Source organism: Roseibium sp. RP-7 (assembly GCF_053005225.1).
Genome location: NZ_JBRKQA010000004.1, coordinates 371319 through 385329 on the forward strand (window position 1 = coordinate 371319; position 14011 = coordinate 385329).

Here is a 14011-nt window from a genome sequence, read left to right on the forward strand (position 1 = left end):
CGCGAGATCACCGGAGAAATTGACACATGCGAGTTAATTACGGTCAGACAGTACACGGACAGGAAGAGATCGACGCCGTGGTCGAAGTGCTCAAGACCTCGACCCAGATGGGTCCGCGTGTCCGTGACATGCAACAGAAGGTCGCCGAGCTTTTTAGCAAGAACTTCGGGATCATGGTCAACTCGGGTTCTTCGGCCAATTACCTGGCCGTGGAGATCCTCGATCTACCCAAGGGCAGCGAGGTCATCACACCGGCGCTGACTTTCGCCACCACGGTTGCCCCGCTTGTGCGCCAGGGCCTTGTGCCGGCATTCGTCGACGCTGCCGAAGGCACCTACAACATCGACGAGACAGCCATCGAACGCATGATCACACCTGCGACTTCCGCAGTGATGATCCCGTCCCTGATCGGCAATCTGCCGAACTGGAAGCGCATTCGCGAGATCGCCGATGCCCACGGCCTCAAGGTGATCGAAGACAGTGCCGATACTCTGGGCGCGACGATTTCCGGTGAAAGCACGGGTATCTACTCGGATGTCTCGACGACGAGCTTCTACGGTTCGCACGTCATCAACGGAGCCGGCAACGGCGGCATGCTTTGCGTCAACACCCCCGAGCTGGCGCGCAAGGCTTTGTTGCTGCGTTCGTGGGGACGCAGTTCATCGCTCTTTGTTGAATCGGAAGCAATCGAGAACCGGTTCAATGTCCGGCTTGATGACATCGAATATGACGCAAAGTTCGTCTTCGAAGCGCTGGGGTACAATCTGGAGCCTTCGGAAATCAGCGCGGCGTTCGGCCTCGTGCAACTCGGAAAGCTGCAACACAACATTGCAGTGCGCGAACGGCATTTTGAAGCCCACAAGCGGTTCTTCGCCGACTATGAAGACTGGTTTGTCCTGCCGCGCCAGTTGGAAGGTGCCAGGACGGGATGGCTGGCTTTCCCGCTGACAATTCGGGACGACGCGCCGTTTACCAGGCGCGAGCTTCAGATCTATCTCGAAAAGGCCGACATCCAGACCCGCCCGGTCTTTACCGGCAATATTCTGCGCCAGCCGGCAATGAAGAACATCGACTGCCGCGTCGATCCGTCCGGCTATCCGATCGCCGACAAGGTGATGCGTGGCGGCATCCTTCTGGCCTGCCATCACGGCCTCAACGACGATCACGTCGAATACATGCACGCGCGCGTATCCGATTTCCTGAACCGGTTTTCCGCCGGTTTCGGTGCCATGGCGGCAGGCAACGAGAGGGTGGGATGACGCCAAGCCTACCGCACCCTTCAGGAGGTGCCTGTCGGGCGATGGGCAGGGACTTTCGGGGAGGAGCGGCGCCGAAAGCTTGAATTGCCGCGAATTCTGCCTGGTGGAATTCGCAGTGAACCTGAACCTGACAATGCAAGTCATTTTAAGAGCGATTGAAAAAAATGAATAAATTCGAGCTAGACAAGTCCATTCGCCGTACCTGCAGAACCTGCGGTTCCGAGGATCTTTTGCTGTTCCTTCCCATGGGAGCTCATCCGCCGGCCAACTTGTTTGCCAGCGCGGCTGATCGCGACCAGCCCCAGGTTGCCTTTCCGCTCAACACGCAAGCCTGCCTCGATTGCGGCTTGATCCAGGTTGCGGATCAGGTGCCGGCCGATTTCTTCACCAACTACCTTTATGTACCTTCCGGCGCCGCGACGATGCATTCCCATTTCGCGGAGCTTGCGGAGGTTGCCGTTAGCAAGGCGAACGGTGGGCTGATCGTCGATATCGGCTGCAACGACGGGCTCATGCTGTCCCACGCCAACCGGCTGGGCGGCAAGACGCTTGGCGTGGACCCGGCTGCGAACCTTGCGACAATCGCGCAGGAGCGCGGCGTGAGGGTGCACACGGCATTCTTCAACCCCGAGACGGCAGCGGAATTGAGGGCGTCCGAAGGCCCCGCCACCGTGATCACGACTTCGAACACCTTCAACCATATCGATGACTTGCACGGCTTCACCGAGGGCGTGCTGACGCTTCTCGACGACGACGGTGTCTTCATCATCGAGGTGCCGTGGGGCAAGGAGATCCTCGAGACCAATGAATTCGACAATGTCTACCATGAGCATCTGTCGGAACTGAGCCTGCTTTCGATTGTCCGTTTGGGCGAAAGCGTCGGCCTCGATGTGGTCGATGTCACCAAGCTTCCGGTGCACGGAGGCTCGATGCGCATATTCATGCAACCGGCAGCCTTGAAGGTGGAACGCGCGGCAATCGTCGACGAGATGCTTGAAGATGAACGCCAGGCCGGCATGACGGAGGCCGCGACCTATCAGGATTTCGCCGAGCGGGTTCACCAGATCCGCAACGATCTGACCGGGCTGCTGGCGGAGTTGAAGGCAGAAGGCAAATCAATTGCCGGCTACGGCGCTCCCGCCAAGGGCAATACATTGCTCAACTTTTTCGGGATCGGCACGGAGACACTCGATTTCCTGGTCGACAGGAACACGCTGAAACAGGGTCTCTTCTCTCCGGGCATGCATATTCCGGTTCTCTCGCCGGATGCCGTCGCCGAGAGGCAACCCGATTACCTGCTGGTTCTTGCGTGGAATTTCCTGGATGAAATCCGCGAGCAGATGGCCGAATTCGAAGCGAAGGGCGGCAAGTTCATCGTTCCCCTTCCGGTGCCGAAAATCGTTCCCTGAGGCAGAACTATGGCGCGCGTTCTCATAACCGGAGCTTCCGGTTTTATAGGATCAAACCTGACCCGGGCCTGCCTGAAGCGAGGTGACGAGGTCAGTGTGATCTTGCGGCCCCGTTCGTCCACGGGCCGGATCGCCGATATCGCGTCGCGCGTTGGCCTCTACAGGCTCGACGTCAACGACGCTCGGGCTCTTCGCAGCTGTCTGGCAAAAGTCAGGCCGGAGATCGTTTTCCATGTGGGTGCGCGCACCCGTTTCGAAAACCGGCCTGACTTGCAGGATCTCGCCGACAGCGTCGAGGAGAATGTCTCGCCGCTGATCGCGCTCCTGTCGGCCCTTGCCGCTTGCGATTGCCCGCCCCGGACTTTCGTCAGGACGGGGACGATCGCCGAATACGGGGACAGTCCGACACCCTTTACAGAAACCGAGCGAGAAAGACCGGGTGGATCCTATGCCGCCTCACTTCTGGCCGGGACGCATTATCTGGAGATGGCGCAACCGCGACTTCCGTTTTTTGCCGTTACCGCACGGTTGGCCCTGACCTATGGACCCGGGCAGTCGGAAAGTTTCCTGATCCCGCGCGCCATCACTCAGTTGCTGGCCGGCCAGAAAGTGAGTGTCCGCAGCCCGCTGGATCGCCGTGACCTGATCCATGTCGATGACGTGACCACGGCGCTCATGTTGCTGGGCGACAATCCCGAAGGTGCCGGACCGGTGGTCAATGTGGGGACAGGCGATTCCCCGACGGTCGCCGAGGTCATGAGGACCTTGATCAAATTGACCGACGCCGACGTCGATCTCGTGAAATTCAGCGATCAAGTCCGCGATCCCGTCGAATTGATCGTCTCTGCCGAACGCATCCGCGAGCGCCTTGGCTGGTCAGCGGAAATCAAGCTTCAAGATGGCCTCGAAAGGACCGTGAAATGGGCACGAGAGAACATCATTCCAAACTTTGCAACGGAGATGCAGACATGACTCTCGTCTCGATCCTGATCCCGGCACTGAATGAAGAGGACAACGTTCGCAACACCTACAAACGTGTCATGGACGTGTTCGAGCAGCTTCCCGACTATGAGCCGGAACTCATCTTCACCGACAATCATTCCAGTGATGAGACCTTTTCGATTCTCACGGAAATCGCTGCCGAGGACCCACGGGTTCGCGTGATACGGTTCTCTCGGAACGTCGGATACCAGGCTTCGGTGCTGACCGCCTACAGGGCTGCAGAAGGCGCCTGCGCCATACAGCTTGATTGCGACCTCCAGGATCCGCCCGAACTGATCCCGCAGATGCTCGATACCTGGCGCAAGGGCTACCACGTCGTCTACGGAATCCGGCGGAGCCTGCCGGACGGTCCGGTCGTCGCGTGGCTGCGCAGAACCTTCTATGCACTGATCGACGCGATCAGCGAGGACGACCTTCCCCGGAACGCAGGTGAATTCCGGCTGACCGACCGGCGCATTCTCGATGAGCTGCGCCGCGTGGAAGACCGCTCGCCCTATGTCCGCGGTCTGATCAGCGGCATGGGTTTCAACCAGACCGGTTTCGAGTACGACCGAAACGCTCGCGTGGCTGGAGATTCCAAGTTCCCGCTTCGTGCGATGATTTCCCTCGCGGTCGATGGCCTGATCAACCATTCGCTTGTGCCGTTGCGGCTGGCTTCCCTGATCAGCCTTCTGGGCGGCCTTTGCGCCTTCCTGCTGCTTTCGGGCTACCTCATCGGCAAACTGGTCTTCGGCCAGGAGTGGCCCGCCGGTTTTGCGACGACCACGACACTGATCCTGCTTTCGATGACTGTGAACGCGATGTTTCTCGGCATTCTGGGTGAATATGTCGGACGGATATTCCTGCAGTCGAAGAACCTGAACCGGCCACTGGTTGAAATCGAACTGAATGGCAACGGACAACGGAATGATGCGGTTCCGAAGGGTCGACGTACCATGGTGGAGGCTGCGGAATAAACCATGAAACTGCTCTTCGTTCAGGCTAGTTTTGGCGCAGGCGGCACGGAAAAGATCGTTGCCATGCTGGCGGCACATCGTGCTGAGCTTGGCGATGAAGTGCACGTCGCGGCGATGACCTGCCCCGATGCAGGATCGTATTTCGACTATCCGGACAACGTCGTCCTGCACGTTCTCGATCGGGACAACGGCAGAGGGCTGCTTCCCCTGCCGTTGCGCCGACTTGCCAGTATCCGCAAGCTGGTGCGGGCTCTATCGCCGAATGTGTGCCTCTCGTTCCTGACCAAAGTCAACGTTCTAACCCTTCTGGCCACCGGTTCGTCGGTGCCTGTGATCGCGTCCGAGCGCAACAATCCGCTGGCACAAAAGGCCCACCCGCTCTGGCGCCGTGCCCAGAATGCCCTGATGCCCAGAGCCGCCGCGATGGTCATGCAGACCGAGCGGGCACGGCAGGACCTGCCGGCGCGAGTACAACCCTGTGCCCAGGTGATCCCGAACCCCTGTGCGCCGATCGACGGTGTGGCCCCTTCACCTGGCGCAAAGAGGCTCGTTGCCGTTGGACGACTGGATCACCAGAAAGGCTTTGATCTGCTCATCGACGCCATGTCTCTGCTGCGCGAAAAACAGCCGGATGCAAGACTGACGATCTATGGAGAAGGCGCCGCCCGTGCTTCCCTGGAAGCGCAGCGTGACCGTCTTGGTCTTCAGGATATTGTTTCCCTGCCGGGCAAGAGCGCCAGGCACGGAGAATGGATCCGGACTTCCGACATTCTGGTTCTTTCGTCTCGTTTCGAAGGGTTTCCGAACGTTGTCGCCGAAGCTGTCGTCAGCGGGCTTCCCGTCGTGGCGTTCGACTGCGCCTACGGCCCACGGGAACTGGTCTTCGATGGCGTGAACGGACTTCTGGTTCAGGACGGCAATGTCGGGGCACTGGCCGACGCGATTGGCCGCCTGATGTCCAACCCGACCCTTAGGGCCGCAATGGCGGATGCGAATGTCCGCCTGCAGCAAAAGCTGGCACCTGAGACCATTCTAGCCCTCTGGGACCGGACGATTTCCGACGCGGCCCGGAAGGAAGCATTCAACCGCGGCAAACCGGCAGGGGAGGGCTATTCACATGCGAATGCGTGAGCCTGTCAGCTCTGCAGGTACCGCGATGTCCGTGGCAACGGACCTGGTGCGAACCGATATCGGAGCGCCCAGCAAAATCGACTTCAATACCAGGACAATCCGGCGGAATTCGTCGGCATTTGGGGGATCTTCATGAGCAGTATTGTTGACTCGCAGCAGGAGCAATATGCATTCGCTGAACGTCCGATACAGTTCGGTTTCTTTGCCATTTTCAAGGTGTTGCGAAGGAACTGGATCTGGCTGACCTTGGCCATGTTGCTGGGTCTGGGGGCCGCCTATCTTGCCCTTCAGGTCATTCAGCCAAAATATGCCGCTCGGTCGACCATCATTCTGGCGAAGGTCGAAACGAGAATTAATCCGACAGAGACGACAATCGAGAATTCCGACACGTCGCTTATCCACATCGAGACCGAGATCGATTTTCTGCGCTCAGTCGAATTCGCCCGCAAGGTCGCCAGCGAACTGAACCTGATCTCAGACACCTATTTCAATCCGTACCTTTCGGCGACCGAAACACCGGTTCCCACCGATGAACAGCAATTCGAAGCGGTCCTGGTACGCATGCTCAACAGCTACACGGTTGAACGGCGAGGCGAGAGCCTGGCGCTCGATATTCGTGTGCGGCATCCAGATGCCGTCATGGCTGCGCAACTGGCCAATACACTCTCAAGCACCTACATCGATGACTCTCTTCGGGACAAGAAGAAAGCCGTACAGTATTCAATCTCCGAATTGTGGGACCGGATAACGTTACTCGGTGGTCGCCTGAGCGAGATGGAAGCGCGTCTTGCGGAACTCATTCGCGAAAACGAACTGGACGACACCAGCCTCGGCGACGAGTTGAGGGCAGAGCTGAACAGATTGACGTCTATCCTCAATCTGGCGCGCGACCAGAATGCGTCTTCCATCCGGATCAATGAAAGCAAACAGCGCCTTGCCGAGGTGGAAACGAAGCTTGAGGAGCGAACACGCGCCGAACTGACACAGTCCAAGCTGCAGAGGTCGCTGGATGCGGATCTTGCCAGGTACCAGGCACTTGTAGACCGGCGTAACGCACTGGAAACACAGATCGACTTTCTTCAGCCCGATGCCCGGCAGGTGACGGTGGCTTCCGCTCCGCTGAAACCGGCGACACCCAACCGTCCCGTCATTTTTGCGCTTGGGATTGCCGGCGGCCTGATTGTCGGTCTGGCCTTGGTGCTGTTGCGCGAATTGTTCGACCGCCGGGTCTGGACCGGTACCCAGACGATGCAGTACCTGGGCCTGCGAACCATCGGCTACGTTCCGCGGATCCGGTACTGGCGGAAGAGGGACAAGCAGGAACTCTTTCTGAGCAGAACCTCCAGGCAGGAGAATTCACCGTACCAGCTGGCGTTGCGGAGCCTGCTCACACTGCTTTCCAACCAGATCCGGAAAAAGGACAGCATGGTCATGGCCGTAACGTCGGCACTTGCCAACGAAGGCAAGACGACCCTGACGTTCTCACTCGCGGTTTCCGCCGCCCAGGAAGGACACCGGGTGCTGTTGATCGACCTCGACATCCACCGGCATGGCCTGACACGCATGTCAGGTTGCGAAATCCCAAAGGAAACGCCTCAGGAAATCTGGGAGGATCAGAACGTCCTCGACGCGCAGATAGTGCCTTGCACCCGTTTCGGACAGATCAATCTCCTGTCGTTCGCTCAGGATTCCATCATTCCAAGGCGCGTGTTCAATACGCCTCGTGGCAAGGCGATTTTGAGAAAATTGCGCGCGTCCTATGACGTCATCCTGATTGATACGGCCCCCGTTTTGGCAGCCGACGAAGCAAACCGCCTGGCGTCGCTTGCGGACTTCGTGATCCTCATCGCCCGCTGGGGACGCACGTCGGAAGATGCGCTTGGAACGGCGGCAGAAGCCTTGCGGTTCAATCAGATCCCACTCGCTGGCGTGGTGTTGAACGACATCGACATGCGGCGATATTCGCTCCGCGACTATGGAGCTCACCGGGCAGGAGGATACTACGCCTATAACAACGGCTACATCTACAAACCGCCAAGTTGAAACAGCTTCCGTCGCGGTGGCGCGACCCTTTCAGTCGACACGTTCCACCAAAAACAAGCCGTGTCTGACATGCTGTTTTATCTGGAGTTTTTCGACATTTCGCTGCGCACCAGTGTTTCACGCGCAGCTTATTGAAAATTGCATCAAGTGCCGCGGCGCCGCTCAAGTTCTGATCTGGTGTTCCGCAATTTCAAGCGATCGCATGGTTCGGCGCACACGCGCGACACAATGAAGGAGACGATCCCTGTTTTTGATCAACACCAGCTCTCAAACCGCCGGCAAGGTGGCTGATCAGGTGTCAAAACGTGATCGCCATGCCGAAGGTGCTGCCGAGTTCAGACCAGAGAATATCCAGATTCTGACGCTGATCTTCAGAAATGCGGTTCTGATCGTCCTGTGCATACTGGCTTCTGGCGCCCTGATGTGGTTCCGGCTCACCACCGTTGTGCCGACTTACAGTGCGCAGGCCACGCTGGTGCTTGATGACGCGGTCCTGCGTCTCGATCCATTCGGTGCCCGGTTGCGGGCCAGAACCTTGTCGATGCTTCAACTGGCCACCGAAATCGAAGTCATGAAGTCACGGGAATTCGCCGCTCGCGTAGCGGAGGAGGTCGTACCTGATGAGATTTCCGGAACAGGTCAGAGCGCCTTGTCCGGAAGGGAAAGCACGGTCGATCGCATTCTGGAGAGCTATCAGATCATCTGGCATCCCACGACCTTCGCCCTGGACATCCTCGCCACGGACGCCAGCCCGCAATTGGCAGCAGACATCGCGAATGCTGTCGCCCGGAACTATGTCGACTACACGCTTGAGATCCAGCGCGCCGATGTCGAACGAACCAAGATGTCGATCTTGTCGCGCCAATCCGCGCTGCAAGAGACGTTGAAAGATGCGGAAGCCAATCTTCTGGAATTCACCAGAACCAACAATCTCGACGATCTGACCGAGACGGAAACCCTGACCAACAATCTTCGCCGCCTGCAGGCGCAATTGGCGCTGGCAGAAGAACGCGGAGTACCCTTGCAAGAGTCTGCAGAACTCAAGGCCGACCTGGATGCGACGCTGGCAAAACTCGACGCACGTTCGGCGGCCGAAGTTGAGAAAACAGGCTTCGAACGGAGACTGGAATCGATGCGAAGACAGGATGATCTTCTGTTCGATCAGCTTGAAGCACTCGCATTGCAGGAAGCGCTACTGACCCCGGTCGCGCGGCAAGTGTCCATCGCTATCCCAACGACCAGACCTGTTTCGCCTTCTCCCAAAACCGAAATGGTGGGCGCGCTGATCAGCGGGCTCACTTTCGGTTTCCTTCTGGCGCTCTTGCGGGAAAACCTTCGCGGACGTCTGCGGTGGCCGCAGCAGATAACCGCGTTCCGCGCACCGGTTCTGGGACAATTGCCTCCCCTTTCACGGAAATTCGTAAACCGTATGGCATGGACGACCAGGAGCGGGAACTTGCGGCGGGCGCTGCACAAGATCGCACCCCTGCACACCGCCGTGCGGACAAACACCAGGGCGGACAACAGGACCGAGAATGGGACCGGTGCAATGGTTCTGATCACGTCACCGGGGAGCCGGGAGGGCCGGAGTACACTCAGTTTCGCACTTGCCGCATATGCGGCCGCGGGAGGTGAAGATGTTCTGCTGGTCGATCTTGATCCTTCGCCGAGGGATTTGATCTCGACCCTCTCGCGCAAACGCACTGCGAACGGATTTCTCGATCTTCTGAGCAACCCTTTGCGGATCGATGCAGCCGCGTGGCATCTGCCCGGCCATCCGCATCTGTCGATAGTCGCCCCTGCATCGGGGCCCGTACCAGTGCGGTTCAACAACATGTCCAGTGTCGAAGCGTCACTCAGCGTTCTGCGCCGCAAGTACTCGTTAATTGTGGTCGATTGCCCACCGGTACTGAGCGACGACGCGACATGCCGCCTCGGCAGTGTCGCGCAGGCAGTGCTGCTGGTCGCGCGCATGAAGAAGACACGCTTCGAAGACCTTTCGAAAGCCGCTCAGCAACTCGAACTGAACAACGCCTCAAACGTCGGGATCGTGGTGAATGATGGCTAGGAACACAACACAGGCTGCAGTCCTTATCGCCTTCGGCCTCTTGATGTCGCAATCGCTGGCGGCCGAGGCCGCGCCTCGAGCCTTTCCGGGGGCGGTCGGGTTCGGAGCATCTGCAACTGGCTGGACCGGAGGGGAGGTCATCCCCGTCACAACGCTGGCAGATGCTGGCGCCGGCTCTCTGCGAGCCTGTGTGGAAAAGGGCGAAATGCCTCGGATCTGCGTCTTTCAGGTGAGCGGAACGATCACGCTCGACACCCCCCTCTTTTTTCGCTCAAACCTCTACGTCGCAGGTCAGACGGCACCTGGGCAGGGAATCCAGATCAGACTGGGCAAGTCCCGCGCCACACCCGTCATCATCAAGAATGCCAGCGATGTCGTCGTCAGGTTTCTCAAGGTACGCCCGGGACCGAGCGAGCAACCTTCGTCGTCGGTCGATGCGGTGACGCTTGAAAACGCGACGCGCGTTTATCTTGATCATCTGTCCCTGATGTTTTCGACCGACGAGAACCTCGGTATTCACGTTTCCCGCGAACGGTCCAGCGACATTACGGTCGCCAACAGCATTTCCGCCTGGGCTCTGGATCATGCCAACCACCCGAAAGGGCGCCACTCCAAGGGGGCCTTGATCTGCTCTGGAGACGGCCGGGATTTCGATTGCGGACGCGTGAGCCTCTGGCGAAACCTGTTCGCTCACAATCGGGACCGAAATCCCGATATATACGGCCATGATGACGGACCGGTCGAGGTCGTGAACAGCGTATTCTACAATCCGATCAGTCAATTCGGAGAGTTTCGAAACTACTACGGCAACGCGTTTATCGTCTATGCCGGCAATGTTGCGCTGACCGGCCCGAGCACCGTCGACAGACGGCCCGCAGCAGTTGAAGCAATCATGGCAAGCGACCAGTACAGACTTGAAGTTCAGGTCGATGACATTCTCGCAATCGACCGTGGACGCTGCGACCAAGACCGCCCCTTTCGGCAAGTCGATGCCGATCCCGGAGCGGAGATCATCGAGGGTGTGACCGGCACACTGTCCGTCCCGCGCGTCAAGGCAAGCGAAGTGCTCGACCTTGTGCTTGAACGGGTCGGCGACCGCCTGCCATCGGGCGGACACCGGGACTCGCTCGACCAGCAACTTGTCGAAACCGTTCGCGATTGCAAAGGCAAGGTGATCGATTCCCCATCCGAAGTCGGCGGTTGGCCGGACCTCCAACCGGAAGAACGGGTCGTGGACAGTGACGGCGACGGGTTTCCTGACACTTGGGAGCAGTCAACAACGGGGCTTGATGCCGGCCAGCCGGACGATCCCTGGCAGATCGTTGCAGGAACGGACCAGTCCTACATTCAGCTTTGGCTGGCAGAGCTTGCCGGCGACCGGGAGCTGGATGACTGATGGCCCGCCTGATCAACCTCTCTGCTGAAGACAGCCAGACCGCCGGTCGGCTCATGCGCAATTTTTCATGGGTCTTCTCGTCCCAGGCGGTCAGCGGGGTGATCAGCATCGGGACCCTCGCCATCATGGCCCAGTCGCTTGGTCCGGCAGGCCTCGGCCTGTTTGCGATCTTCCAGGCTTATGTTCGCATTGTCGACCGGCTGCTGCGGCTGGAGCCCTGGCAAGCCGTGATCAAATACGGTGTCGACGCACTGTCAGATGATGACGGCGACAGGTTCATGCGGTTGCTGAAGGGTTCGGTTTACGTGAACCTGGCAGGCAGCACGCTGGCTGCCGGGGTTTCGATCCTTGCAGCTCAGGTGACCGCCCGAATGATGGGCTGGCCGGAGGACAGTGCGGCTTATCTGGCTTTGTTTTCCCTGGCGCTTCTCTTGAACCTCAAGCCGACCGCGGTCGCGGTCCTGAGAATTTTCGACCGGTTTGATGTTCTTGCCAAGGTCGACGTCGGTATCGCGCTGATGCGTCTGGTGCTGTCGGCCGGCGTGTGGTTGATGGGCTACGGCCTTTGGGGGTTTGTCCTCGTTGCGGTGATCGAAGGCCTGGCGAACAGTCTGCTGCCGTTCGTCTATTCGCTCCGATATGTCCATCAGCGTGGCTACGGCAAGTTCATGCAACTGCCGATCAGGGGCATACGCGAAGAGAACCCCGGAATTCTGCGGTTTCTCTGGAATTCGAACTTCAATGTCATCATCCGCCAGACAGTCCAGCGTCTTGACGTAATCCTGCTGTCGGTTCTCGTTGACGAGAAATTCGTCGGATTTTTCCATATTGCCCGCCGGGTTGCCGACAGCGCGCTCAAGCTGGGACGGCCGCTGAACCAGGCGATCTTTCCGGAACTGGCCCGCAAATGGAGCTCCGGCGAGGAACGCGGGTTTTACAAGCTCGTCAATGGCGTGCTGCTGGCAATCGCTGGCCTTTGCGTGGTCGTACTGGTTCCTGCCGCTTTCCTGATGCCATACGTCTTGTCGGTCATGTTCGGCGCGGGCTTCAACGAAGCCGCCAACATGGTCAACGTCCAGTTGCTGGCGGTCATACTTCTCCTGGCAACCATGGTGCTCAATCCGGCAATGTTGAGCATGGGGCGCGACCGCGAGCTTCTGTGGGTGACCTTGCTCGGAAGCGTCATGTTCCTGGCCTGTTTCGCCCCACTGGTCGGGATGCTGGGGCCGGTCGGGGCTTCAGTCGCTCATGTTCTGTTTAATGGCACGCTCGTGGCAGGCACCTTGTTTGTCCTTTACTGGTCGCGCCGACAGCCCACCGTGAGGAGGCCGGCTTGACCCCAAGCGCGATACCGATCTCTTCCCACAGCGGTTCCCCTGTCCGGTGCACGACAAGCCAGGAAATCGAACGCCTGCTTGTCATCGCCGCGGTGTTCCTGTCGCCAATGACATATCTTCGAACCGACATCGTGTTCTTCACGCTGTCCGATCTCGTCGCCAGCGCCGCTTTCGTCGTGATGATTGCAAACAGGCGCGTGCCGCTTCGCCCGTTCGCGGACATGACCTCTTTCTGGCTGTTCTCGGTATTGCTTCTTTGCAGTGGCCTGATTGCCGGATCGTTGTTGAACGGCGATCCGCTTACGGGTGCGGTTGGCGTCATCCAGTACGTCTTTTCGTTTGTATGCATACCGCTGCTGCTTCTGGGGCGTCCTGCGCGGGAGACGATGTTCCTTTGCAAGGTGATGGCGTTTTCCCTTGTGTTCGTAATGTTGCACGGAGTGCTCTATTCGGTGTTCAGCCCGGACGATGCGCGTTTCTTTTCCAGAAACGGCCGACTGACCGGACTGATCGAGCGGGAAAACGGGGTCGGTCTCCTGGCCGGAGTAGGGATCGTCTACGTGATGTGGCTTTACTTCATCTCCCAGATATCCGGCATCGTGTTCCTGGCACTGGTGGCACCCGTTGCCTACGGCCTGTTGTTGTCCGCATCGAATTCAGGGTTCATCGTCGCGGTTGTCGGGATATTTGGAATCTCTTTTTTCCACGGCTCCGCCAAACATATCCTGGCTTTCATCGGGATTGGAGCTCTTGCACTGGCGGCCCTGTTCCTGTTCGGACAGTATTTCCTGCCCGAGGTGTTTCAGGAGCGGGTCTACGGCGCATTGACGACCGGCGATTCCAGCGAGGCGGGAACCTTCGATGGGCGACTGCTTCTCATCCAGGAGGCAATTTACCTGATCGATCGGTCGATCTGGTTAGGGGTCGGAGTGGATCAGCACCGGTTGATCAGCCAGTACGGAGCGCCGGTTCACAATACCTATCTGTTGCTGTTTTCCGAAGGCGGCCTCGTTTCGCTGCTCGGTTTCGTCTGCTTGCTGCTTACACTGGCATTCGTCGGCTGGCGGTCATTCAGCAATCCCGACACGCGCTGGTCCGGGGTCCTGATGTTCACGATACTGCTCATGTTCGCGGTTGCCCTCAACGGAGTGACCCACGTTTACGGCAGGTTCCTGTCCGTTCCCCTTTTGCTTCCGGCGGCGATCTGTCTGTCGGGTTACCGGGTTCGCCGGCACCGGAAACGGGAGCACAGATGACCCATGAAAAAGGTCCTTACCAACGTTCGTCGAGACCATCGAATAAACCGGATGCAACTAAAGCATCCCGAAAGAATCATGAACGCTTTTTCGGGAAAAATTTCTTTTTCGTTGTTTTCCGATTTTCGTGATAATCTTGGATATATTGATAATA

10 protein-coding genes are annotated in these 14011 nt (G+C 58.6%); all 10 read left to right on the top strand.

Annotated features, from left to right (window positions below; translation table 11 throughout):
* The first annotated feature begins 26 nt into the window (after positions 1–26).
* The 10 genes from ACVDG9_RS27970 to ACVDG9_RS28015 all read left to right on the top strand — a co-directional run bounded on the left by ACVDG9_RS27970 (position 27) and on the right by ACVDG9_RS28015 (position 13857).
* Positions 27–1259: a DegT/DnrJ/EryC1/StrS family aminotransferase gene (locus ACVDG9_RS27970; protein ID WP_022999556.1), complete on the top strand. Its 1233-nt coding sequence runs from the start codon at positions 27–29 to the stop codon at positions 1257–1259.
* A gap of 164 nt (positions 1260–1423) precedes the next feature.
* The gene (locus tag ACVDG9_RS27975; protein ID WP_447239587.1) at positions 1424–2668 is read left to right on the top strand and encodes a class I SAM-dependent methyltransferase; all 1245 of its coding nucleotides are present in this window, start codon (positions 1424–1426) and stop codon (positions 2666–2668) included.
* Positions 2669–2677: 9 nt separating this feature from the next.
* On the top strand, positions 2678–3640 hold the full coding sequence (locus tag ACVDG9_RS27980; protein ID WP_447239588.1) for an NAD-dependent epimerase/dehydratase family protein: 963 nt from the start codon (positions 2678–2680) through the stop codon (positions 3638–3640).
* Positions 3637–4626 carry a glycosyltransferase family 2 protein gene (locus tag ACVDG9_RS27985; RefSeq protein ID WP_022999559.1) on the top strand — a complete coding sequence of 330 codons (990 nt, stop codon included), beginning with the start codon at positions 3637–3639 and terminating at the stop codon, positions 4624–4626. Before ACVDG9_RS27980 ends, ACVDG9_RS27985 begins: the two co-directional genes overlap by 4 nt.
* A gap of 3 nt (positions 4627–4629) precedes the next feature.
* A complete protein-coding gene (locus ACVDG9_RS27990) occupies positions 4630–5757 on the top strand; it encodes a glycosyltransferase family 4 protein (protein ID WP_447239589.1) in 1128 nt (375 codons plus the stop codon).
* 132 nt (positions 5758–5889) lie between these two features.
* A complete protein-coding gene (locus ACVDG9_RS27995) occupies positions 5890–7800 on the top strand; it encodes a GumC family protein (RefSeq protein WP_447239590.1) in 1911 nt (636 codons plus the stop codon).
* 295 nt (positions 7801–8095) lie between these two features.
* Positions 8096–9868 (top strand): GumC family protein, encoded by a 1773-nt coding sequence (locus ACVDG9_RS28000; protein ID WP_447239591.1) that lies wholly within the window; start codon positions 8096–8098, stop codon positions 9866–9868.
* The gene (locus ACVDG9_RS28005; RefSeq protein ID WP_447239592.1) at positions 9858–11264 is read left to right on the top strand and encodes a pectate lyase family protein; all 1407 of its coding nucleotides are present in this window, start codon (positions 9858–9860) and stop codon (positions 11262–11264) included. Before ACVDG9_RS28000 ends, ACVDG9_RS28005 begins: the two co-directional genes overlap by 11 nt.
* A complete protein-coding gene (locus ACVDG9_RS28010) occupies positions 11264–12601 on the top strand; it encodes a lipopolysaccharide biosynthesis protein (RefSeq protein WP_022999565.1) in 1338 nt (445 codons plus the stop codon). The genes ACVDG9_RS28005 and ACVDG9_RS28010 overlap by 1 nt, the downstream gene beginning before the upstream one ends.
* Complete coding sequence (locus tag ACVDG9_RS28015; protein WP_447239593.1) at positions 12598–13857, top strand: O-antigen ligase family protein; 1260 nt, start codon at positions 12598–12600, stop codon at positions 13855–13857. The genes ACVDG9_RS28010 and ACVDG9_RS28015 overlap by 4 nt, the downstream gene beginning before the upstream one ends.
* Positions 13858–14011 lie beyond the last annotated feature (154 nt).

Bases quoted from the DNA above. Each gene is read 5' to 3' on its own strand.
- ACVDG9_RS27980 (WP_447239588.1), top strand. From the start codon at position 2,678: ATGGCGCGCGTTCTCATAACCGGAGCTTCCGGTTTTATAGGATCAAAC.
- ACVDG9_RS28010 (WP_022999565.1), top strand. From the start codon at position 11,264: ATGGCCCGCCTGATCAACCTCTCTGCTGAAGACAGCCAGACCGCCGGT.
- ACVDG9_RS27985 (WP_022999559.1), top strand. From the start codon at position 3,637: ATGACTCTCGTCTCGATCCTGATCCCGGCACTGAATGAAGAGGACAAC.
- ACVDG9_RS27995 (WP_447239590.1), top strand. From the start codon at position 5,890: ATGAGCAGTATTGTTGACTCGCAGCAGGAGCAATATGCATTCGCTGAA.
- ACVDG9_RS27990 (WP_447239589.1), top strand. From the start codon at position 4,630: ATGAAACTGCTCTTCGTTCAGGCTAGTTTTGGCGCAGGCGGCACGGAA.
- ACVDG9_RS27975 (WP_447239587.1), top strand. From the start codon at position 1,424: ATGAATAAATTCGAGCTAGACAAGTCCATTCGCCGTACCTGCAGAACC.
- ACVDG9_RS27970 (WP_022999556.1), top strand. From the start codon at position 27: ATGCGAGTTAATTACGGTCAGACAGTACACGGACAGGAAGAGATCGAC.
- ACVDG9_RS28005 (WP_447239592.1), top strand. From the start codon at position 9,858: ATGATGGCTAGGAACACAACACAGGCTGCAGTCCTTATCGCCTTCGGC.